22 protein-coding genes are annotated in these 20,438 nt (G+C 59.2%); 14 read left to right on the plus strand and 8 right to left on the minus strand.

Annotated features, from left to right (window positions below):
- Window positions 1–110: 110 nt before the first annotated feature.
- A complete protein-coding gene (locus tag B9Z48_RS16350) occupies window positions 111–1,187 on the minus strand; it encodes an AraC family transcriptional regulator (RefSeq protein WP_108379795.1) in 1,077 nt (358 codons plus the stop codon).
- Window positions 1,188–1,321: 134 nt separating this feature from the next.
- Here B9Z48_RS16350 and B9Z48_RS16355 point away from each other — a divergent pair, with 134 nt between their 5' ends.
- The 11 genes from B9Z48_RS16355 (at window position 1,322) to B9Z48_RS16405 (ending at window position 10,920) form a co-directional block, all read left to right on the plus strand.
- On the plus strand, window positions 1,322–2,929 hold the full coding sequence (locus B9Z48_RS16355; RefSeq protein WP_108379894.1) for a carboxyl transferase domain-containing protein: 1,608 nt from the start codon (window positions 1,322–1,324) through the stop codon (window positions 2,927–2,929).
- 44 nt (window positions 2,930–2,973) lie between these two features.
- Entirely contained in the window at window positions 2,974–3,294 is a 321-nt protein-coding gene (locus B9Z48_RS16360) for a type II toxin-antitoxin system VapB family antitoxin (RefSeq protein ID WP_108379797.1), read from the plus strand.
- Window positions 3,291–3,698 (plus strand): PIN domain-containing protein, encoded by a 408-nt coding sequence (locus B9Z48_RS16365; protein WP_108379799.1) that lies wholly within the window; start codon window positions 3,291–3,293, stop codon window positions 3,696–3,698. The genes B9Z48_RS16360 and B9Z48_RS16365 overlap by 4 nt, the downstream gene beginning before the upstream one ends.
- Window positions 3,686–4,219: a DinB family protein gene (locus B9Z48_RS16370; protein ID WP_108379801.1), complete on the plus strand. Its 534-nt coding sequence runs from the start codon at window positions 3,686–3,688 to the stop codon at window positions 4,217–4,219. The genes B9Z48_RS16365 and B9Z48_RS16370 overlap by 13 nt, the downstream gene beginning before the upstream one ends.
- Window positions 4,216–5,001: an enoyl-CoA hydratase/isomerase family protein gene (locus B9Z48_RS16375; protein WP_108379803.1), complete on the plus strand. Its 786-nt coding sequence runs from the start codon at window positions 4,216–4,218 to the stop codon at window positions 4,999–5,001. The genes B9Z48_RS16370 and B9Z48_RS16375 overlap by 4 nt, the downstream gene beginning before the upstream one ends.
- 10 nt (window positions 5,002–5,011) lie before the next feature.
- A complete protein-coding gene (locus tag B9Z48_RS16380) occupies window positions 5,012–6,169 on the plus strand; it encodes a S9 family peptidase (protein WP_108379805.1) in 1,158 nt (385 codons plus the stop codon).
- Window position 6,170: 1 nt separating this feature from the next.
- Complete coding sequence (locus B9Z48_RS16385; RefSeq protein ID WP_108379807.1) at window positions 6,171–8,183, plus strand: acetyl/propionyl/methylcrotonyl-CoA carboxylase subunit alpha; 2,013 nt, start codon at window positions 6,171–6,173, stop codon at window positions 8,181–8,183.
- 133 nt (window positions 8,184–8,316) lie between these two features.
- Complete coding sequence (locus B9Z48_RS16390) at window positions 8,317–9,237, plus strand: glyoxylate/hydroxypyruvate reductase A (RefSeq protein WP_108379809.1); 921 nt, start codon at window positions 8,317–8,319, stop codon at window positions 9,235–9,237.
- 16 nt (window positions 9,238–9,253) lie between these two features.
- Entirely contained in the window at window positions 9,254–10,162 is a 909-nt protein-coding gene (locus B9Z48_RS16395) for a hydroxymethylglutaryl-CoA lyase (RefSeq protein WP_108379811.1), read from the plus strand.
- Window positions 10,163–10,165: 3 nt separating this feature from the next.
- Window positions 10,166–10,687 carry a YbaK/EbsC family protein gene (locus B9Z48_RS16400; RefSeq protein WP_108379813.1) on the plus strand — a complete coding sequence of 174 codons (522 nt, stop codon included), beginning with the start codon at window positions 10,166–10,168 and terminating at the stop codon, window positions 10,685–10,687.
- The gene (locus tag B9Z48_RS16405) at window positions 10,684–10,920 is read left to right on the plus strand and encodes a DUF1289 domain-containing protein (RefSeq protein WP_089951765.1); all 237 of its coding nucleotides are present in this window, start codon (window positions 10,684–10,686) and stop codon (window positions 10,918–10,920) included. Before B9Z48_RS16400 ends, B9Z48_RS16405 begins: the two co-directional genes overlap by 4 nt.
- Window positions 10,921–10,942: 22 nt before the next feature.
- Here B9Z48_RS16405 and B9Z48_RS16410 read toward each other — a convergent pair whose 3' ends face one another.
- Window positions 10,943–11,386 carry a universal stress protein gene (locus tag B9Z48_RS16410; protein ID WP_108379815.1) on the minus strand — a complete coding sequence of 148 codons (444 nt, stop codon included), beginning with the start codon at window positions 11,384–11,386 and terminating at the stop codon, window positions 10,943–10,945.
- A 150-nt stretch (window positions 11,387–11,536) separates the two neighbouring features.
- Between B9Z48_RS16410 and B9Z48_RS16415 the strand changes: the two genes are divergently transcribed.
- On the plus strand, window positions 11,537–12,175 hold the full coding sequence (locus B9Z48_RS16415; protein ID WP_108379817.1) for a 2-hydroxychromene-2-carboxylate isomerase: 639 nt from the start codon (window positions 11,537–11,539) through the stop codon (window positions 12,173–12,175).
- Between the two features lie 104 nt (window positions 12,176–12,279).
- Here the strand turns inward: B9Z48_RS16415 and B9Z48_RS16420 are convergent, their stop codons facing one another.
- The 6 genes from B9Z48_RS16420 to B9Z48_RS16445 all read right to left on the minus strand — a co-directional run bounded on the left by B9Z48_RS16420 (window position 12,280) and on the right by B9Z48_RS16445 (window position 17,913).
- Window positions 12,280–14,394 (minus strand): sodium:solute symporter family protein, encoded by a 2,115-nt coding sequence (locus B9Z48_RS16420; protein ID WP_108379819.1) that lies wholly within the window; start codon window positions 14,392–14,394, stop codon window positions 12,280–12,282.
- A complete protein-coding gene (locus tag B9Z48_RS16425) occupies window positions 14,391–14,654 on the minus strand; it encodes a DUF4212 domain-containing protein (protein ID WP_089952515.1) in 264 nt (87 codons plus the stop codon). The genes B9Z48_RS16420 and B9Z48_RS16425 overlap by 4 nt, the downstream gene beginning before the upstream one ends.
- A gap of 81 nt (window positions 14,655–14,735) precedes the next feature.
- On the minus strand, window positions 14,736–15,353 hold the full coding sequence (locus B9Z48_RS16430; RefSeq protein WP_108379821.1) for a tetratricopeptide repeat protein: 618 nt from the start codon (window positions 15,351–15,353) through the stop codon (window positions 14,736–14,738).
- Window positions 15,344–15,640, minus strand: a complete 297-nt coding sequence (locus B9Z48_RS16435; protein ID WP_062407371.1) for a hypothetical protein — start codon at window positions 15,638–15,640, stop codon at window positions 15,344–15,346. Before B9Z48_RS16435 ends, B9Z48_RS16430 begins: the two co-directional genes overlap by 10 nt.
- Before the next feature lie 294 nt (window positions 15,641–15,934).
- The gene (locus tag B9Z48_RS16440) at window positions 15,935–16,183 is read right to left on the minus strand and encodes a DUF4212 domain-containing protein (RefSeq protein ID WP_108379823.1); all 249 of its coding nucleotides are present in this window, start codon (window positions 16,181–16,183) and stop codon (window positions 15,935–15,937) included.
- 14 nt (window positions 16,184–16,197) lie between these two features.
- Window positions 16,198–17,913: a GMC family oxidoreductase gene (locus tag B9Z48_RS16445; protein WP_108379896.1), complete on the minus strand. Its 1,716-nt coding sequence runs from the start codon at window positions 17,911–17,913 to the stop codon at window positions 16,198–16,200.
- Window positions 17,914–18,265: 352 nt separating this feature from the next.
- Between B9Z48_RS16445 and B9Z48_RS16450 the strand changes: the two genes are divergently transcribed.
- Window positions 18,266–20,026: an MFS transporter gene (locus tag B9Z48_RS16450; protein ID WP_108379825.1), complete on the plus strand. Its 1,761-nt coding sequence runs from the start codon at window positions 18,266–18,268 to the stop codon at window positions 20,024–20,026.
- Between the two features lie 88 nt (window positions 20,027–20,114).
- Window positions 20,115–20,309, plus strand: coding sequence for a hypothetical protein (locus B9Z48_RS16455; protein ID WP_089952509.1), 195 nt, complete (start codon window positions 20,115–20,117; stop codon window positions 20,307–20,309).
- Window positions 20,310–20,438: the final 129 nt, after the last annotated feature.

Raw genomic sequence — 20,438 nt, forward strand, 5'->3', positions numbered from 1 at the left:
TTGTTTGGGCTTTTAATTATGGATAAATTTAAACACACGTAAGGCCAAATTTAAAATATAAACTGGTTATATTTAAATGATTAGCGCTTTTCGAACCGATAAAAGCCAATTCAGGTGGACCGGGGTGGCCGACGAGACCTCACACCCTCCGGCGTCACACCCGTCCACCCCTTGAAAGCCCGCATGAAACTCTTCTCGTTCTGAAACCCCACCTCGCCAGCGATTTGTTTGATGGGGCGCTGGGTGCGCAGCAGCAGGTCGGTGGCCAGGTCGCGGCGCACGGCGTCTTTGAGTTGCTGCAGGCTGGCTCCTTCTTCCTTGAGTTGCCGGTGCAGCGTGCGCGGTGACAGGTTGAGCCACGCGGCCAGGTCGTCGGCGTTGCGGCTGTGCTCGGGGTGCTCGGCCAGGGTTTGGCGGACTTTTTCCACCAGCAAACGGTCGCGCCGGTAAGGGCGCACGGTGAGCAACAGGGCGCGTTGCAGCATGCGTTGCAATGCGGCTTCGTCGCGGCGCACCGGCAGGTTCAGGTAGCCCGCGTCGAACTGCAGACTGTGTGTGGGCGCGTTGAACTGCGTGGGGCCGTCAAACAGCACGCGGTAACTGTCGGCATGGGGCGGCGGGGCAAAGCGCAGCGTGGTTTGTTGCAAGGGGATGCGCGAATCCGTCAGCCAGCAGGCCACGCCCAAAGCATTGCGCAGCACAGAGACCACGGCAAATTCCTGCAAAGCGCCCAGTTCGCGTTGTTCGGTCAATTGCAGGCTGGCCACGCCCTGCGACGGGCTGACTTGCAGGTGGATGTCGTCGGTCAGCAGGCCGTGGTGGCGGCACCAGCGGGCTAGTGCTACGCCCAGTGTGGGGGCGGTCAGGGAGGCGCGCACGAGCATGCCGTAACTGCCCCAAGGCAGGCGGCGGCTGAACCAGCCCAGGGCCTCGTCGTCCAGCTCGCGCATGGCACTGGCCGAGAGCCATTCCATTTGCAAAGCGGTGATGCGCGCATCGGGTTGATGCAGCAAGTCTGGCGCAATTTGTGCCGCCTGCAGGGCGGGCAAGGGGTCCAAGCCGCGCAGGGCAAACGCGCTGGCAATGGCGCGCACAAAAGCGATGGGTGTTTCGGCGCGCATGGAGAGGGTGTGGTGGTTGGCCAATGAATGGCCGGGGCTGGGGTGGGCGCTGGCAGCGTCTTTCATGGTGGCGCAAATTGTGGCACGATTTGCAACCCATTTGACACCCCCAAGCGGGGCTGCAGCCTTTAAGCTGGCAGGTATTGCACGTTCGATGCGCCCAGGGCCAAGCCCTGCGGCCCCAGACCCAAGGAAGCACCATGACCGTTTTGCACTCCCAACTGAACCCGCGTTCCGCCGATTTTCAGCACAACGCTGCCGCCATGCGTGGCTTGGTCGATGACCTGCGTGCCCACTTGGAGCGTGTGGCCCAAGGCGGTGGCGAGGCCCCCCGGGCCAAGCACACCGCCCGGGGCAAGCTGCTGCCGCGTGACCGCGTGCAGATGCTGCTCGACCCCGGCACGCCTTTTCTGGAAGTCGCGCCGCTGGCGGCTTTGAACATGTACAACAACGACGCGCCCAGCTCGGGCGTGATCGTGGGCATCGGCCGCGTGAGCGGCGTGGACTGCATGATCGTGTGCAACGACGCCACGGTGAAGGGCGGCACCTATTACCCGATGACCGTGAAAAAGCATTTGCGTGCGCAAGAGATCGCGCAGCAAAACCACTTGCCTTGTATTTATCTGGTGGACTCGGGCGGTGCCAATCTGCCCAACCAGGACGAGGTTTTCCCTGACCGCGACCACTTTGGCCGCATCTTTTTCAACCAAGCCAATATGAGTGCGCAAGGCATCGCGCAGATCGCGGTGGTCATGGGCTCTTGTACGGCGGGGGGCGCTTATGTGCCTGCCATGAGCGACGAGACCATCATCGTCAAGAACCAAGGCACCATCTTTTTGGGTGGCCCGCCACTGGTCAAAGCCGCTACGGGCGAGGTGGTCAGTGCCGAAGATTTGGGCGGAGGTGATGTGCACACCCGCTTGAGTGGCGTGGCCGACCACTTGGCGCAAAACGATGTGCACGCGCTGGCGCTGGCGCGTCAGGCTGTGAAGAATCTGAATGCCCAAAAGGCCCCCAACATCGCCACGCATACGCCTGTGCCCCCGAAGTTCGATGCGCAAGAGCTGTACGGCGTGATTCCGACGGACACGCGCAAGCCCTTTGATGTGCGCGAGATCATCGCCCGCATCGTCGACGGCTCCGAGTTCGACGAATTCAAATCCCGCTTTGGCACCACCTTGATCTGCGGCTTTGCCCGCATCGAAGGCATGCCGGTGGGCATCATCGCCAACAACGGCATCTTGTTCAGCGAGTCGGCGCTCAAAGGCGCGCACTTTATTGAGCTGTGCTGCCAGCGCAAGATCCCACTGGTCTTTTTGCAGAACATCACCGGCTTCATGGTCGGCCGCAAATACGAAAACGAAGGCATCGCCCGCAACGGCGCCAAGATGGTCACGGCCGTGGCGACTGCCGCTGTGCCCAAGTTCACCATCATCATTGGCGGCAGCTTTGGCGCGGGCAACTACGGCATGTGCGGCCGCGCCTACAGCCCCCGCTTCTTGTGGATGTGGCCCAACGCCCGTATCAGTGTCATGGGCGGCGAGCAAGCGGCCAGCGTCTTGGCCACTGTCAAGCGCGATGGCATCGAGGGCAAGGGCGGCCAGTGGAGCATGGAAGAAGAAGAAGCCTTCAAAGCCCCGATCAAGCAGCAATACGAAGACCAGGGCCACCCTTACTACGCCACCGCCCGCATTTGGGACGACGGCATCATCGACCCGGCCGATACCCGCCGCGTGTTGGCGCTGGGACTGAGCGCATCGCTGAATGCCCCGATCCCCGAGACGAAATTTGGACTTTTCCGCATGTGATGTGTATGATTTTTTAAATTCATACACATTCTGGAGGGTTCCAAATGCGCACCAACATCGTGATCGACGACAAGCTCATGGCCGACGTCATGGCTTATGGCGACTTCAAGACCAAGCGAGAGGCTGTGGAAGAGGGCTTGCGCCTGCTCAAGCGCAAGAAGGCTTATGCAGCGTTGTTGGCTGCCCGTGGCACCTTGTTTTGGGACGACTCCGACGAAGCCTGGGCCAAGGCGCGCGAAGAAAGGCAACTTGCAGAGACCGTGCAAGAACCTGCTGCTACATATGAAGTCAAGCCCGCGGTTAAAACTCGAAAATCCCAAGCAGGCACTGAAAACAAGCTGCATGGGAAAGGCAAGTCAGCATGATTTTGGTGGACTCCAGCGTGCTGATCGATCACTTTCGAGGCACGATCAACCCACAGACCCAACAGTTAGAACGCTGGCTCACAGGGGAAGATGGGCCGCCCGACATTGGTGTCGCCGATCTGGTTATTTTTGAAGTGGTTCGAGGCTTCTCCACGGCGAGTGCCCAGGCCCGAGTGCGCGACCTCCTGTTGAACTTGGAAGTGGTGGAAATTGGTGGTCTCGACAACGCCCTTCAGGCTGCCACACTCTATCAACGCTTGCGCCAATCTGGCCGCACCGTGCACAGCCCCATCGACGTGCTGCTGGCCAGCTACTGCATGACCCACGGCCACACGCTGCTGCACCGCGACGCGGACTTTGAATCACTCAAAACTTTAGGAGGACTGGAGACATGGCCACAATGAGCACATCCACCTGGCACAGCCACTTCAACATGCAAGCGCGCTACCAGGTCTGGGTCACGCACCGCCTGCTCGAAGCGGTCTCGCGTGTGTCCGATGCAGACTATCGGCGCGACGTGGGCCTGTTCTTCAAAAGCATCCACGGCACGCTGAACCACATGCTGGTGGCCGAGCACTTGCTTTGGTATGCGCGTTTTGCCAAAGGCGCATCGCCGGTGCTGGCGCTGGACACCGAGGTTGAACCCCACCGTGAACGCCTGGCCCAGGCGCTCAAGGGCGGATCGGCCAACTGGACGCCCCTGATTGCCAGCTGGAGTGCCGAGCGATTTGATGGCCATCTGGACTACCGCACGAGCAAGGGCGACCCCCTGTCCTTGCCGTTTGCGGCCACCTTGGCGCATGTGTTCAACCACGCCACCCACCACCGTGGCCAGATCACGGCGGCGCTGACCGCCATGGGCCAGCCTTGCCCAGAACTCGACATGGTTTATTTCCTTTTGGCAGAACAGGCATCCAAAGCATGAGCACAGCCCTGAAAATCACAACCCAAGGCGGCGTGCACACCATCACGCTGTCGCGCCCCGATGTGCGCAACGCCTTCAATGACGAAGTCATTGCCGAGCTGAAAAACGCTTTTCTGGCAGTGGCCCAAGACAGCGCCGTGCGCTGCGTGGTACTGGCCGCCGAGGGTCCGGCCTTTTGCGCAGGCGCAGACCTGAACTGGATGCGCCGCATGGCAGACTACACCCGGGACGAAAACCTGGCCGATGCGGGCGAGCTGGCCGCCATGCTGCACGCCATTTACGCCTGCCCCCAGCCGACCATCGCACGCGTGCAAGGCGATGTGTACGCCGGTGGCATGGGCCTGGTGGCGGCCTGCGACATGGCTGTCAGCGTGGACACGGCGCACTATTGCCTGAGCGAGGTCAAGCTGGGCCTGATTCCCGCCACCATCAGCCCCTATGTGATCCGCGCCATGGGTGCGCGTGCGGCGCACCGCTACTTTTTGACGGCCGAGCGCTTTGGCGCGGCCGAGGCGCACCGTATCGGCCTGGTGCACGAGGTGGTGACAGCCGATGCGCTGGACGCCAAAGTGGCGGAGCTCACCCAAGCGCTGGTGAATGCCAGCCCCCACGCCGTGCGTGCCTGCAAAAAGCTGGTGCAGGACGTGGCCGAACGCGAGATCAACGACGCGCTGGTGGCGCAAACGGTGGCGGGCATTGCCGACATCCGCGCCAGCAGCGAAGGCAAAGAGGGTGTGCTGTCCTTTTTGCAAAAACGCAAACCCAGCTGGTTATTGGCTTGATCGTGCTGGCATGAAATTGCTTCGTAGTCTGTTCGGGTTAGGGTGCTTCTTCTGGGCGGTTTTTGCGTGCGCGCAAACCCCTGCCGAATTGCCCGTCGCCAAAGACCTGCATGAAGTTGTTCATCGTGTACCGGTTTCGATGGAGGACCTTTATGGCCGGCGTGAGCAGCGCCAAATCCCGGTGACGGTGTTCAAGCCCGCAGGGGATGGGCCGTTCCCCATGGTGGTGCTCAACCATGGCCGTGCCTCCAGCCCCGAGAAGAGGGCCCAGCCCACACGCTTTCGGTATGAGCAGCAGTCCCGCTATTTTGTGCTCAAGGGTTTTGTGGTCATGGTGCCCACCCGTGTGGGCTATGGCGAAACCTTCGATGGTTTTGACCCAGAAAGCAACGGTGGTTGCAGCCAGCCCCGCATCGAACCCATGAGCCTGGCCGCATCGGACCAAGTGATCGCGGTGGCCGAATTTGCGCGCAGCTTGCCCTTCGTCGACGCCTCGCGGTGGTGGGTCATGGGCCAATCGGTCGGCGGCTTGACCTCGGTGGCCACCACCTGGCGTAACCCCCCAGGTTTGCAAGGGGCCATCAATTTCGCGGGTGGCACCGGGGGTGATCCGGTGGGCCGTCCTGGGCGTTCCTGTGCGAACGTCCAAATTGGCCAACTCTGGAAGGCCCGCGCTGCACAAGCCCGAGTGCCCATGCTGTGGCTGTATTGGGAAAACGATTTGTTCTGGGGTGCGCAAGCGCCGCGTGATTGGCATCGCGCCTGGCTGGACGGTGGTGGGCAAGCCGAGTTCCACCAACTCGCGCCCGTGGGCCAGGATGGCCATTCGGGGTTCAGCATCGACATGGACCGCTGGGTGCCTAAGGTGGATGCTTTTCTGGCCCAGGCCGGGTACACCCAGCCCGCTTTGCCACCGGTCCCTGAGCCGAGTGGTTTCGCACAAGTGGATGAGATCGACAAAGTGCCGGTGGGTGCCGAGACCCGGCAAAACCTGTACCGCCGTTTTCTGGCCAGCCCCTCACCGCGTGCCTTTGCCATCGGCCCGGGTGGCGCGGGCTTTGCCACAGGCGATTGGGCCGTGGGTCGCGCATTGGGTTTTTGCCAGGCACGCCGTGGCATTGCCTGCAAGTTGTATGCCGTAGATAACCAAGTGGTTTGGAGAAATTGACATGTTCAAAAAAATACTGATCGCCAACCGTGGCGAAATCGCCTGCCGCGTTGCGGCCACCGCCCGCCGTATGGGCATCCAGACTGTGGCCGTTTATTCGGACGCCGACGCTGGGGCCAAGCATGTGCAAGCGTGTGACGAAGCCGTGCATGTGGGCGGTTCGGCCCCCAAAGACAGTTACCTGCGCTGGGAGCGTATTTTGCAAGCGGCCAAAGACACGGGCGCCCAGGCCGTGCACCCCGGCTACGGCTTTTTGAGCGAGAACGAAGACTTTGCCAAGGCCTGCGCCGCTGCAGGTCTGGTGTTCATCGGCCCCCCAGCCTCGGCGATCTTGGCCATGGGCCTCAAAGCCGAATCCAAGCGTTTGATGGAGTCCGCAGGGGTGCCCCTGGTGCCCGGTTACCACGGAGCCGACCAAGACCCGGCGCTGCTGCAGCACGAAGCTGACCGCATCGGTTACCCCGCGCTCATCAAAGCCAGTGCAGGCGGTGGCGGCAAGGGCATGCGGGTGGTCGAAAAGTCCGAAGATTTTGCGGCAGCGCTGGCCTCCTGCAAACGTGAAGCGATCAACAGCTTTGGCAGCGATGCGGTGCTGATTGAAAAGTATGTGCAGCGCCCACGCCACATCGAAATCCAGGTGTTTGGCGATACGCAGGGCAACTGCGTGTACTTGTTCGAGCGCGACTGCTCGGTGCAGCGCCGCCACCAAAAGGTGCTGGAAGAAGCCCCGGCCCCCGGCATGACCGAGGCGCTGCGTGCGCAGATGGGCGCAGCGGCTGTGGCTGCCGCCAAGGCGGTGAATTACGTGGGCGCGGGCACGGTGGAATTCATCGTCGAACAAACGGCGTACGACCAGCCCGAATCCATGAAGTTTTTCTTCATGGAAATGAACACCCGCTTGCAGGTGGAGCACCCGGTGACCGAAGCCATCACGGGTCTTGATCTGGTGGAGTGGCAGTTGCGTGTGGCCAGTGGCGAGGCCTTGCCTTTGCGGCAAGACCAGCTGCGCATTCAGGGCCACGCCATTGAAGCGCGCATTTGCGCCGAAAACCCCGACAACAACTTCTTGCCCGCCACAGGCACCTTGCAGGTGTACCGCAAGCCGCAAGCGACCAGCTTTGAGCGTGGCACGGTGCGTGTGGACGACGGCGTTCGCGAGGGCGACACCATCAGCCCGTTTTACGACTCCATGGTGGCCAAGCTCATCGTGCACGGCGACACCCGCGAGCAAGCGCTGGCGCGTTTGGACACAGCCTTGGCGCAGACCCACATCGTGGGCCTGAACACCAACGTGCAGTTCTTGCGCCATGTGGTGCGCAGCGAGGCCTTTGCCACCGCCAAGCTCGACACGGCCTTAATACAACGCGAAGCCCCCGTCCTTTTCAAACAAGAAGCCGTGGGCTTGCCTGCCGCCGTGGCTGCGGTGGTGGCGCACACCCTGCACGCAGAAAAAGCCCTGCAGGGCGCAGACCCCTTCAGCCGCCGTGATGGCTGGCAGTCGCACGGCTTGGCGCAGCGCCGCTTTGAATTTGTCTGGCAAGACCAGCCGCGCTCGGCCCGTCTGAACTACCTGCACGACGGCGCTTTGAGCTTGTCGCTGGAAGGCGATGACGCTGCATCTGGCGTATTGACATTTGCCGCCCATGGCGAAGGCCTGTGGGTTCAGTGGGGCAATGCCCCCCGCTGCTTCAGCCAGCTCGACTGGCAAGGCGAAACCGCGCACCTCTTCACCCCCCAGGGCGCGACCCGCATCACCGTGCTCGACCCCTTGGCGCACGCTGGCGAAGCCGCGCAAGAGGGTGGGCGTCTGACGGCTCCCATGCCGGGCAAGGTGGTGTCCTTTGCCGTCAAGGCAGGCGACAAAGTCAAGGCGGGTCAGCCTTTGGCCGTGATGGAAGCCATGAAAATGGAACACACCATCAGTGCGCCCAAAGACGGCGTGGTCGCCGAGTTGCTGTACGCGCCCGGCGACCAAGTCGCCGACGGTGCCGAGTTGCTCAAACTGGCGGCGTGAATTTTGTAGGTCGGAGCTTCAGCTCCGACGATGTGCGACTGGCAACAACCGCATGTCGGGGCTAAAGCCACCGACCTACAAGACGACAACCCGCGCGACAGTCCGGATATTTCTCCGCTGACACAATTGCAGCATGAACATCACCATCTGTTTTGCCAGCTTGCCGCCTGAACCCTGGGTGCAGGCCGTGCAGCAAGCACTCCCCGACGCCCGGGTTAGCGCCTGGGCACCTGGCGCACCGCCCGCCGACCATGCCATCGTCTGGGCACCGCCTCAGCAGTTCATCGACGAACAGACGGCGCTTCAAACCCTCTTCAACATCGGTGCGGGTGTGGACGCCTTGCTTCAACTCAAGCTGCCCCCCTCACTGAAAGTCGTGCGTCTGGACGACGCCGGCATGTCGGTGCAAATGGCCGAATACGTGTGCCACGCAGTGATTCGGCACTTTCGCGAATTTGACGGTTACGACGCCGACACCGCAGCGGGCAAATGGTCCTACCGCAAGCCGCGCAGCCGCGCCGATTTTGCCGTGGGCGTCATGGGACTGGGCGTGCTCGGCGAACGTGTGGCCAAAGCGCTGCAGGTGTTTGAGTTTCCGGTCAACGGCTACAGCCGCAGTGCCAAAGACCTGCCCGGCATCCGTTGCTTCAGCGGTGCGCAAGGCCTGCCCGAATTCTTGGCCGCCACGCGCGTGCTGGTCAACCTGATGCCGCTCACGCCCGAGACCGAAAACATCCTGAACCAAGGCACCTTGTCCCAACTGCAAGCAGGCGGCTATGTCATCAACGTGGCGCGGGGCAAGCACCTGGTCGAAGAAGACCTGATCGCCCTGATCGACAACGGCCACTTGGCCGGGGCCACGCTCGACGTGTTCCGCACCGAACCTTTGCCTGCTGACCACCCCTTTTGGCAGCACCCCAAAATCACCGTGACGCCACACACCTCCGCCCGCACCCTGCGCGAAGAAAGCATCGCGCAAATCGTGGGCAAAATGCAGGCGCTGCAGCGCGGCGAGCCCATCCGTGGCGTGGTGGACCACCAGCGCGGTTATTGACCATTCAGAGAATCCCATGACACTCCCTTCACGCGTTCAACTCATCGACGTCGGTCCCCGCGACGGTTTGCAAAACGAAAAGCAACCGGTCCCGGCCGAGGTCAAAATCGGTTTGGTGCACCGCCTGCAGGCCGCAGGTCTGACCGAGATCGAGGTCACCAGTTTTGTGTCCCCGAAGTGGGTGCCGCAGATGGCCGACAACGCGGTCGTGATGGCGGGCATCGAGCGCCAATCGGGTGTGCGCTACTCGGTGCTCACACCCAATATGGTGGGCTTTCAGGCAGCGGTGGCATCGAAGCCCGACGAGATCGTGGTGTTTGGTGCGGCCAGCCAGGCCTTCAGCCAAAAGAACATCAACTGCTCCATCGAAGAAAGCATGGAACGCTTTGCGCCCGTGGTGCAGGCCGCGCTGGCCGCAGGCATTGCTGTGCGCGGTGCCATGAGCTGCAGTGTGGGTTGCCCCTACGAAGGCGATGTCTCACCGGCCAGCGTGGCCCATCTGGCGGGTTTGATGAAGCAAATTGGCGTGCAACGCGTGGACATGGCCGACACCATCGGCACGGGCACACCGCTCAAGGTGCAACGTGCCATCGAGGCCACGTTGCAGCATTTCGACATCGACCACATCTGTGGTCACTTTCACGACACCTATGGGCAGGCGCTGGCCAACACCTTGGCTGCACTGCAAATGGGCGTGTGGAACTTCCAGTCGTCTGTTGCAGGGCTGGGCGGCTGCCCCTATGCCAAGGGGGCCACCGGAAATGTGTCCACCGAAGACTTGGTGTACATGCTGCACGGCATGGGCATCGCCACAGGCATTGACCTGGACAAACTGGTCGATGCCGGGGCCTTCATCAGCGACTTTTTGGGCCGTCAACCCAACTCGAACGTGGCCAGAGCCATCCTCAACAAGCGGGCGGGTTGAGCCATGTGCGGAGCTCAATTGCACGCATTGCCCGAAGGTGTGCAGCGTGTTTCCCGCGCATTGCAAGACGCCGGTCATCCGCATGCGCCGGTCATGCTCGATGGCGCAGCCCGCACCGCACAAGAGGCGGCCGACGGGCTGGGTGTGCAACTTGGTCAGATCGCCAAGAGCGTGATCTTCAAGCGCAAGGACGATGGTGTGGCCGTGCTGGTGGTCACCTCGGGGGACCGCCGCGTGGATGAGAAAAAAGTTTCGGCCCTGGTTGGCAAGATCGGCCGTGCCGATGCCGAGTTTGTGAAAGCCCAGACCGGTTTCAGCATTGGCGGTGTCTCGCCTGTGGCGCACCTCAACACGCCGGTCACCGTGCTTGACCAAGACCTGTGGCGTTTTGCCGACATCTGGGCCGCCGCCGGGCACCCGCATGGCGTGTTCCAGTTGCAGCCCGACGACCTGAAACGTTTGACCAACGCGCCCGTGGCCGATGTGGTGCAGGCCGTCATGGTCTCCCATGGAGAGCCCGCATGAACATCCGCCTGCACAAGTTGGCCGAACGCGCATCGCAAGTGCTGTCCACATCTCTGCCTCATGTGCCATCGCCTTGCGTCTCGGTGTGTGTGATGCACCCGCAAACAGGCCAATGCGAAGGCTGCTTGCGAACCCTGCAAGAAATCGGCGAGTGGAGTCGACTGCATGACGCAGGCAAACGCCAAGTCTGGCAGCGCATTCAAATGCGCGTGCAGTCGTTGGTGGGGGGCTGACGGCCTCGGCCGTTTGGGCCGTTCAGGCGCTGCGCTCCACCACAATCAACACATTACAAGGCGACTCGTCCACCAAGGCCTTGGCCGTCGAACCGCTCCACCAGCGGCGCAGCAAATTGCTCTCGTGCCGATGGCCCACCACCAGCAAGTCTGCCGACATGCGGTCGGCATACTCAGACAGCGCCTTGATGACTTCGCCTTTGAGCAGTTCGCCGTGGGCCGCAAAACCCATGGCCTTCAAGGCGGCCACGCCATCGTTCAATTGCTGTTCCAACTGCGCTTCAACGGCGGCCGTGTTGGTTGATGCGTAGTAGCCCATCTCCATCGAACCCACATCCATGGGCGTGGGCACCACCGCCACCAAGGTCAAACGGGGTTGACCCCAATGCGCCAGTTCCTTGATTTCAATCAAGGCTTTTTGTCCGCTGGCCGAACCGTCGTAGGCCAAAATGATGTGTTTGTACATGCTGTCTCCTTGAGTGTTGGGCACGGAAGTCAAAGACCAAGATGACTTCACCTGGAAAACAGGTTTGATGCAAATTCTAGGGTCAAGCCCTGTTCCGTCTCTCGGTGTTCACCCTATAGACTGGGTGCGCCAACACACCCACTGCACCCTATGAAAACCATTCACTTTTATCTCGACTTCATCTCGCCTTACGCCTGGCTGGGCTTTGATGCGCTGCCCCGCGCCTTGCAGGGCATCAGCCACCGCGTGGTGCACAAACCGGTGCTGTTTGCCGCCATGCTCAAGCACCATGGGCAACTCGGTCCGGCGGAAATCCCCACCAAGCGTGACTGGACCTACCGGCAGGTGCTGTGGTTGGCCCGTCAGCAAGGCACGCCCTTGCAGCTGCCAGCCATGCACCCCTTCAACCCCTTGGGTTTGTTGCGTCTGGCCACGGCGTGTGACGCCGACGGCACGCCCAGTCGCTATGTGTGCGAGAAAATTTTTCGCCATGTTTGGTGTACAGGGCAGGATGCGGCCGACCCCGAGCGCCTGGCGGCCCTGACGACCGAGCTGGCACCGGCACAAGACCCCGGCAGCCCCCAAGTCAAGCAGGCTTTGCAAACGCACGCCCAAGAGGCGATTGAGCAGGGGGTGTTTGGTGTGCCCAGCTGGGTGGTCGATGACCGCGTGTTTTGGGGGCAAGATGCACTGCCCATGCTGCGGGCCTATTTGCTGGGGGATGCCTGGTTTGACGGCCCGGACTGGCAAGCCCCGTCGCAGTGCGGGGTGGGTGTCCGGCGCTCATGAATTGAGCGGTTGCCCCAAACAAAAAAACCCGATCACATGACGTGATCGGGTTTTTGATTGGAAGGGCTCAAGTTGGCAAGACAGAGCTTGCCAAAAGGGACCTTTTAGTGGGCAGCACTGCCTTGTGAGGTGGTGCCGTCAAAGCTGGGGAAACGGACGTTTTCGACCATGTTCTGAACTTCTTGGTCCGGTGCCTTGGTCAGCAGCGACACGATGATGATCACCGCAAAGCCGACTGGTACACCAAAGATACCGGCCGAGATGGGGGCAATGTCCCACCAGGTGTTGGCCTTCAGGATTTCAGGGGTCAACGAACCCTCATGGAACAAGCCGTACATCCAGGGATGTGTCTTGACCATGTAGTAGAACGAGATGCCCAAACCCGCCATCATGCCCAGCGAAGCGCCCCATTTGTTGGCACGCTTCCAGAAGATGCCCAGGGTCAACGCAGGGAAGAAGGCTGCCGCAGCAAACGAGAAGGCCGCAGACACGAGGAACAAAATGTCGGCCATGCGCAGCGATGCGACATAAGCGGCCGCCAAGGCGACGAACACCAAAATGGTTTTGGAGATCGCGACACGGCGGTTCGCCGAAGCGTTCGGGTCGATCACTTTGTAGTACACGTCGTGCGACAAGGCGTTGGCAATGGTCAGCAACAGGCCATCGGCTGTGGACAAGGCCGCAGCCAAACCACCCGCTGCAACCAAACCAGAAATCACGAAGGGCAAGCCACCGATTTCAGGTGTGGCCAAGACCACAATGTCACCACCCAAGCGGATCTCTGCCAACTGCAAGATGCCATCTTTGTTGATGTCAGACACCGCCATCAGCGTGGGGTCGACCACGTTCCAGCGTGCAATCCATCCCGGCAACTGGTCCATCGGTGTGCCGACCAAGAGCGTGTAGATGTCAAACTTGACCAACACCGCCAAAGCGGGCGCCGTGAAGTACAGCAAAGAGATGAAGAACAGCGACCAAGCCACCGACTCACGCGCTTCACGCACCGAGGGGACGGTGTAAAAGCGCATCAGGATGTGTGGCAAAGCAGCCGTACCAATCATCAAACAGAAGACCAAGGCCAGGAAGTTCTTGCGTGCCACATCCCGGGCTGCGTCGTCTTTGCCTGGGAAAGGCTCAGCGTGTCGCAGGGGTGGGGCTGCACGGGCCGTGTTGGTGGTGCGTGCTGCGGTGTAAGCCGCTTTGGCAGCGGCTTCATCCTTGGGCAAAGCGGCAACAGCGGCTTCAGCGGCTTTGATGTCTGCTGCTGGCGCGTTGGCGGCCTTCAGCTCTTCCAGCTTTTTGGTGGCGGCTTCTTTGTCAGCGGCCATGGCTGCTGGCACGTCTTTCAGCTTTTCAGTGGCTGCATCAGCGCGTGCTTTGAAGATGCCGCGAACTTCGAGTTCTTTGGGGTCTTTGAGCAATTGCTCTTCTTTGGCGCTGACTTTTTCAAGCAGGTAGCCATAAGAGATTTGCGGCACAGGCATGCTGGTGTGTTTCACCGACAACCAAACCACAGGGATCATGTAAGCGACGATCAAGATTAGGTATTGCGCCACCTGAGTCCAGGTCACAGCGCGCATACCGCCCAAGAACGAGCACACCAGGATACCGGCCAAGCCCACATACACCCCCACGTCGAAGGACAGGCCTGTCAAACGGGCGGTGATCAAGCCCACGCCGAAGATCTGCGCTACCACGTAAACGAAGGACACCAAGATGGCCGCAAACACGCCAATCAGACGCGCCATGTTGCCGCCGTAACGTGCGCCCAAAAAGTCAGGGATGGTGAACTGGCCAAACTTGCGCAGGTAAGGTGCCAGGAACAAAGCCACCAAACAGTAACCGCCTGTCCAGCCCAAAATAAAGGCCAAACCGCCGTAACCCGTCAGGTAAAGCGTACCGGCCATACCGATGAACGAAGCCGCTGACATCCAGTCAGAGCCTGTGGCCATGCCGTTGTAGATGGCGGGCACACGACGGCCGGCCACATAGTATTCGGCGGCATCGTTGGTGCGACTCATCACACCAATACCGCCGTACAAAAGCACGGTGGCCGCCAAGAAGGCGTAGCCAATGTACTCTTTGGGCATGCCTATTTGCTCCAGAATGGCGAGCAAAATCACGAAGGCTGCAAAGCCTCCGCCGTAGAACAAGAAAACTTTGTTCAGAGATTTCTGAAACTGGCTTTGGGTTTGGCCTTCTCCGCCGAAAACGCTCATGATTCTTCTCCTTCAGAAACGCCATATTCCTTGTCAAGGTTGTTCATATAGCGGGCGTAGTACCAAATGATCAGGCAATACACGATCAGTGCGCCCTGGGCGGCGACCCAAAACGAGAACGGCCAGCCAAAAAAGCTGAACGTCAAATCACGCGAAAAGTACAAAAGCACGAACGTGACAAAGAACCACAGGGCCAGCAATAGCCCCGTGATCCTTAAGTTTTTGCCCCAGTATTCCTGGTGCCTTGCAGTGAGCTGCATCTTCATCTCCTTCTTGTTAAAAAAATCAAACTACCGACTGTCACACTTCAATGTCTCAGCCCACAGGTCTGGGCTTGGTATTCACGCAGGCCTGTTCAGTTTGAGACCGGTTTCTCGCTCCAATTGAGCGGCCACCTTGGGCTCGAATCCATTCAAATGGCGCATGACTTCCAACGCTTTGTCGGGTTCATGCATCTCCATGTGCACCCGGGCCATTTGGTACCAGGCATAAGGGCTCATGGATTGCAATTCGGTGTTGCGCTTGAAGGCGATCAAAGACTCTTCAAACCGTTGCTGGCGCACCAGAACCAAACCCAGGCCATACCAGGCACGGTCCATTTTTTCGTCGATCTGAATGGCAGCTCTGAAGGCGTGTTCGGCTTCTTGGCTTCGCCCCAACTCTTCGCACACAAACCCCACGTTGAAGTGGGCATTGGCGTTGTTGGGTGTGAGCACCAGAGCCCGTTCAAAAAATCCCAAAGCCTGAATCAAACGCTTGTCGTTCAGTTCCTTGAAGCCCACGCTGTTCAAGGCCAGCACATCCTCTGGGTTGATCCGCAGGATCTCTAGAAACACCGCATGGGCTTGCTTGCGCAAACCCAAGACCAAAAGTGCCTTGGCGCGGAGACGAAGCCAAAAACACCGGCTTCGGCTGGAGGTGTTCAAGTGCGTGGGGGTGGTATGGGATTTCACTGACATGCAGCGATCCCCATCTCAAGGCAAAGTTCGATTTTCAGTTGCACCACCACGACCCAGGCAATCAAAAGCCAGCTGCTGGTGGCCAGCGGGATGTGTTGGTCCAGGATCAGTTTAGGGCTGATTTTGCGAGTCAACCAAAGCGCAGGCTTGGAGGCCACATCCAGCAATTGCCAAAAAACATTGTTGTCACGGTTGGACCCTGCCAGCAATCCCAGCAAGAAGCGCCCGACGATGAACATGAGTGAAAGTTCGATCAAACTTTTGGCGATGACGATGGCAAGCAACATAGGACTTTATTGATGTAGATCAAGAATTTTTTCGAATTCTATGAACTGCCTTCTTGTCCACCTAATCGCAATTAATCCCTTTTGAAAAATGCGTAAATAAAATTTTTCCGCGAGGATTCAGCCGCTTCATTGGGAGAGGCTGTTTTGCCTGACGGCTAACTTACAGTTTTGCTTTGTTTGCCACTGTCGGTGTGCCCTGAATTCAAGGGAAAACACCGATAAAACAGGGGTGGGTTTTTAGGGGGCTTGACAAACGATCAACACATCCCAATAGCTGAAAAAAATCGCTCGCGATCAGCCTTTGGCGATGGGCCTGCCTGCAGCGGTTTCTTGCGCTTCCCAGCGGTTCATGAGCCACGCATAAACGACAACGATGCAGATGAACAGCAAGATGGAGCCTTGTGCTGCCATCCAAAAATACAAAGGCCAGCCCCAAACCGTCACAGACAAGTCTCGCGCAAAAAAACTGGGGCCAAAGCTCACCAACACCCAGACCAGCAAAAGGATCGTGGTCAACAGGCGTTTTTTGTGGATGAAAGTCATGGCACTTGGTGGCGTTAAATTTTCACGAAATCTTCGCCAATCCACTGCGCCGCTTTTTCAGCAATCATGAGGGTAGGGCTGTTGGTGTTGCCACTGGTGATGGTGGGCATCACCCCCGCATCCACCACACGCAAGCCCGCGATGCCGCGCACCTGCAAGCGCCCATTGACCACCGCCATCGGGTCGTCGTCGCGCCCCATGCGGGTGGTGCCTACTGGGTGGAAGATGGTGCTGGCAATGTCACCGGCCAATTTGGCCAGTTCTTCATCGCTTTGGTACTGCACGCCGGGCTTGAACTCCTCGGGCTGAAAAGGCTTCATCGCGTCTTGCGCCATGATGCGGCGCGTCACACGCAAACTGTCGGCGGCCACTTTGCGGTCTTCTGCAGTGGCCAGGTAATTGGGCGCAATGGCGGGGGCGTCTTCAAAACGCGGGCTCTTGATGTGCACCGTGCCCCGGCTCGTGGGGTTGAGGTTGCACACGCTGGCCGTGATGGCCGGAAAACTGTGCAACGGCTCGCCAAACGCGTCCAGGCTCAAAGGCTGAACGTGGTACTGAATGTTGGCGTGGGGCTGCGACGGATCGCTCTTGGTGAATGCGCCCAACTGACTCGGCGCCATGCTCATGGGGCCAGTGCGTTTCATGGCGTATTCCAGACCGATCATGGCCTTGCCCCACAAGCTGTTGGCCAGGGTGTTCAAGGTCTTGGCGTTCTTGACCTTGTAGACCGAGCGAATCTGCAAATGGTCTTGCAAGTTGGCCCCCACACCCGGCAGATCGTGCTGCACATCCACACCCACACCTTGCAACACAGCTGCAGACCCGATGCCCGACAGCTGCAAAATCTGCGCAGAGCCGATGCTGCCCGCACTCAAAATCACCTCTTGTGTGGCCTTGACCTCGACCATCTCCAGCCCTGTCCAGACCTGAGCGCCCGTGCAACGTTTTTCGCCATTGGCCTGGGTTTCAATCAAGAGCTTGCTCACCTGGGCTTTGTTCCACAACTCAAAGTTGGGGCGTGAATAACAGGTGGGGCGCAAAAACGCCTTGGCCGTGTTCCAGCGCCAGCCGCTGCGTTGGTTCACATCGAAGTAAGACACTCCCTCGTTGTTGCCCCGGTTGAAGTCGTCGGTGGCGGGAATGCCCGCCTGCTGGGCCGCTTGCGAAAACGCGTCTAGCACGTCCCAGCGCAGGCGTTGCTTTTCAATGCGCCATTCGCCACCTGTGTTGCGTCCACGCAGCGTGTGCAAATAACTGCCTTTGGGCAAATCGGTAGGTGCCAGCAACTCGGACTTGGCCCCTTTGGCCCCGTGAAACTCGTTGGCCCCGTTGTAGTGGTCTTCGTGCAGTTTGAAGTAGGGCAAGGTTTGGTCCCAGCGCCAAGCATCGTTGCCCGTGATCTGGGCCCACTGGTCGTAGTCGCGCGATTGGCCGCGCATGTAAATCATGCCGTTGATGCTGGAGCACCCACCCAGCACCTTGCCACGCGGATAGCGCAGGCTGCGCCCGTTCAGGCCCTCGGCGGCTTCGGTTTGGTACAGCCAATCGGTGCGTGGGTTGCCAATGCAGTACAGGTAGCCCACGGGAATATGGATCCAGTGGTAATCGTCTTTTTTGCCGGCTTCGATCAACAGCACGCGTTGGCTGGCATCAGCGCTCAGGCGGTTGGCCAACAGGCATCCAGCGGTGCCACCGCCAACGATGATGTAGTCAAAGGTGTTGTCGTTCATGATGTTGTTCGTGGGGTCTGCTGATTTGAAAAGCGAAGTTCGCTGGGCGTCTGACTGTAATGGATGAGGTGAAGGGTCGGCGCTGAAGGTCACGATCCAGGTGAACGGTTGAATTTTGAGGCCGCAAGGGGGTTTGGCGTGCAAATTGGGCGACGCCTTTCAAGCATGCGCATCAAACGGTACTGAGTAATTACCCTTGGAAGAGGTGGTTTTCTCGCGATGTGAAAAAAATACCAAGGGTTAACACTTGGTATGTAAGCCCGTGTTGGTTGCCTGTCAGACAGGGGCAAGTGCCAGCATCAAGAATCGGCTCAAGTTCTCGTGTTGGGGACTCTTTTTTGGAGACAGCTTCATGGCTACAACTGCACCCCGCCCGATGTCGGCGGAAGAGAAGAAGGTGATTTTTGCCTCTTCTCTGGGTACCGTTTTCGAATGGTATGACTTCTATTTGTACGGCTCATTGGCCGCGATCATTGCCAAGCAATTCTTCAGCGGCTTGGACGAAGGCTCTGCTTTCATCTTCGCGCTGTTGGCGTTTGCTGCTGGTTTCATCGTGCGTCCTTTCGGCGCGATCTTCTTCGGCCGCTTGGGCGACATGATCGGCCGCAAGTACACCTTCTTGGTCACCATCCTGATCATGGGTGCATCGACCTTCATCGTGGGCATCTTGCCCAACTACGCCAGCATTGGTGTGGCCGCCCCCGTCATCCTGATCTGCCTTCGCTTGTTGCAAGGCTTGGCTTTGGGTGGTGAGTACGGTGGTGCTGCCACTTACGTGGCCGAGCACGCTCCTCACGGCAAGCGTGGTGCCTACACCGCCTGGATCCAGACCACAGCAACATTGGGCTTGTTCCTGTCCTTGATGGTGATCTTGGGTACACGGACCATCATCGGCGAAGAAGCTTTTGCTGACTGGGGCTGGCGCGTTCCGTTCATCGTCTCGATCATCATGTTGATCATCTCGGTCTTCATCCGTTTGAGCATGAACGAATCGCCTGCTTTCGTGAAAATGAAAGCCGAAGGCAAAACCTCCAAGGCCCCTCTGTCCGAGTCTTTCGGCCAGTGGAAAAACCTGAAGATCGTGATCTTGGCCCTGATCGGTTTGACTGCGGGTCAAGCTGTGGTTTGGTACTCCGGTCAGTTCTACGCTTTGTTCTTCTTGACACAAGCGTTGAAGGTGGACGGCGCCACTGCCAACATCATGGTTGCTGTGTCTTTGATCATCGGCACACCGTTCTTCATCGTGTTCGGTGCCTTGTCTGACAAGATTGGCCGCAAGCCGATCATTTTGGCCGGTTGCTTGTTGGCCGCTTTGACATACTTCCCTGTGTTCAAGGCATTGACCAAGGCTGCTAACCCAGACTTGTACGCTGCCCAAGCCGCATCACAAGTGGTTGTTGTTGCTGATCCAGCCGAGTGCTCGTTCCAGTTCAACCCCACAGGCACCAAGAAGTTCACTTCTTCTTGCGACATCGCCAAGCAACGTTTGGCTGGCGCATCGGTGAGCTACTCGAACGAAGTCGCACCTGCTGGCACCCCTGCCATCATCAAGGTGGGCGAGACCGTCGTGAAGGTCAAGTACACAGCTGAAGACGTGGCTGCTGCCAAGGCCAAGGCCGAGGAAAAGCTGGCTGCTCTGAACGCTGCAGAACCCAAAGACGCCAAGGCGATCGAAGCTGCCACCAAGTCTGTCAAAGACCTGAGCAACGAGAAGGCCGCTGGTGCAACACTGTTGGCTTCCAACCTGGGCGCTGCTCTGAAAGGGGCCAACTACCCTGTCAAAGCCGACATGGCCAAGTTCGACAAGGTTACCGTCATCATCATCCTCACCTACTTGGTGTTGTTGGTGACCATGGTGTACGGTCCTATCGCCGCCATGCTGGTCGAGATGTTCCCCACCCGCATCCGTTACACCTCCATGTCCTTGCCTTACCACATCGGTAACGGCTGGTTCGGCGGCTTGTTGCCCACCACCGCCTTCGCGATCGTGGCTCAGACCGGTAACATGTACAACGGCTTGTGGTACCCGATCATCATCGCCGGTGCAACCGTCGTGATCGGTGGTCTGTTCATCAAAGAGACCAAAGACGTCGACATCTACGCAGACGACTGATCTTTGTTGTAAGCATCCCGGGGTGACTCGGGTGCTAAATTCAAGGCCTTCCCCCTGTGGAGGGCCTTCTTTATTTTGGAGATGAATGATGTGGAAAATTGTTGTTGGATTCGTGATCTTTGCTGGCTTGGCTTTGTACGTCATCAGCAAAGGCGGTGACAGCCTGGACATGAGCGGCGAAAAGCACGGCGCTGATGCTGTGCATGTAGAGCCCGCCAAAGCCGATGCACCCGCTGCAGCTCCTGCTGCTGCACCAGCATCTGACGCCAGCGCTGCCAAGTAAGCACACTGCTGTCTCAGGGCTTTTGGCCCTGACGAGCGATCCCAAGCCACGCCAATGCGTGGCTTTTGTTTTGTAAGAGCGACGCCCTCGTCGCGAAAAACCTCGCAGACCATCACCCATCGCCCCGAG

It is taken from the genome of Limnohabitans sp. WS1 (genome assembly GCF_003063265.1).
Classification (GTDB): Bacteria; Pseudomonadota; Gammaproteobacteria; order Burkholderiales; family Burkholderiaceae_C; genus Limnohabitans_A.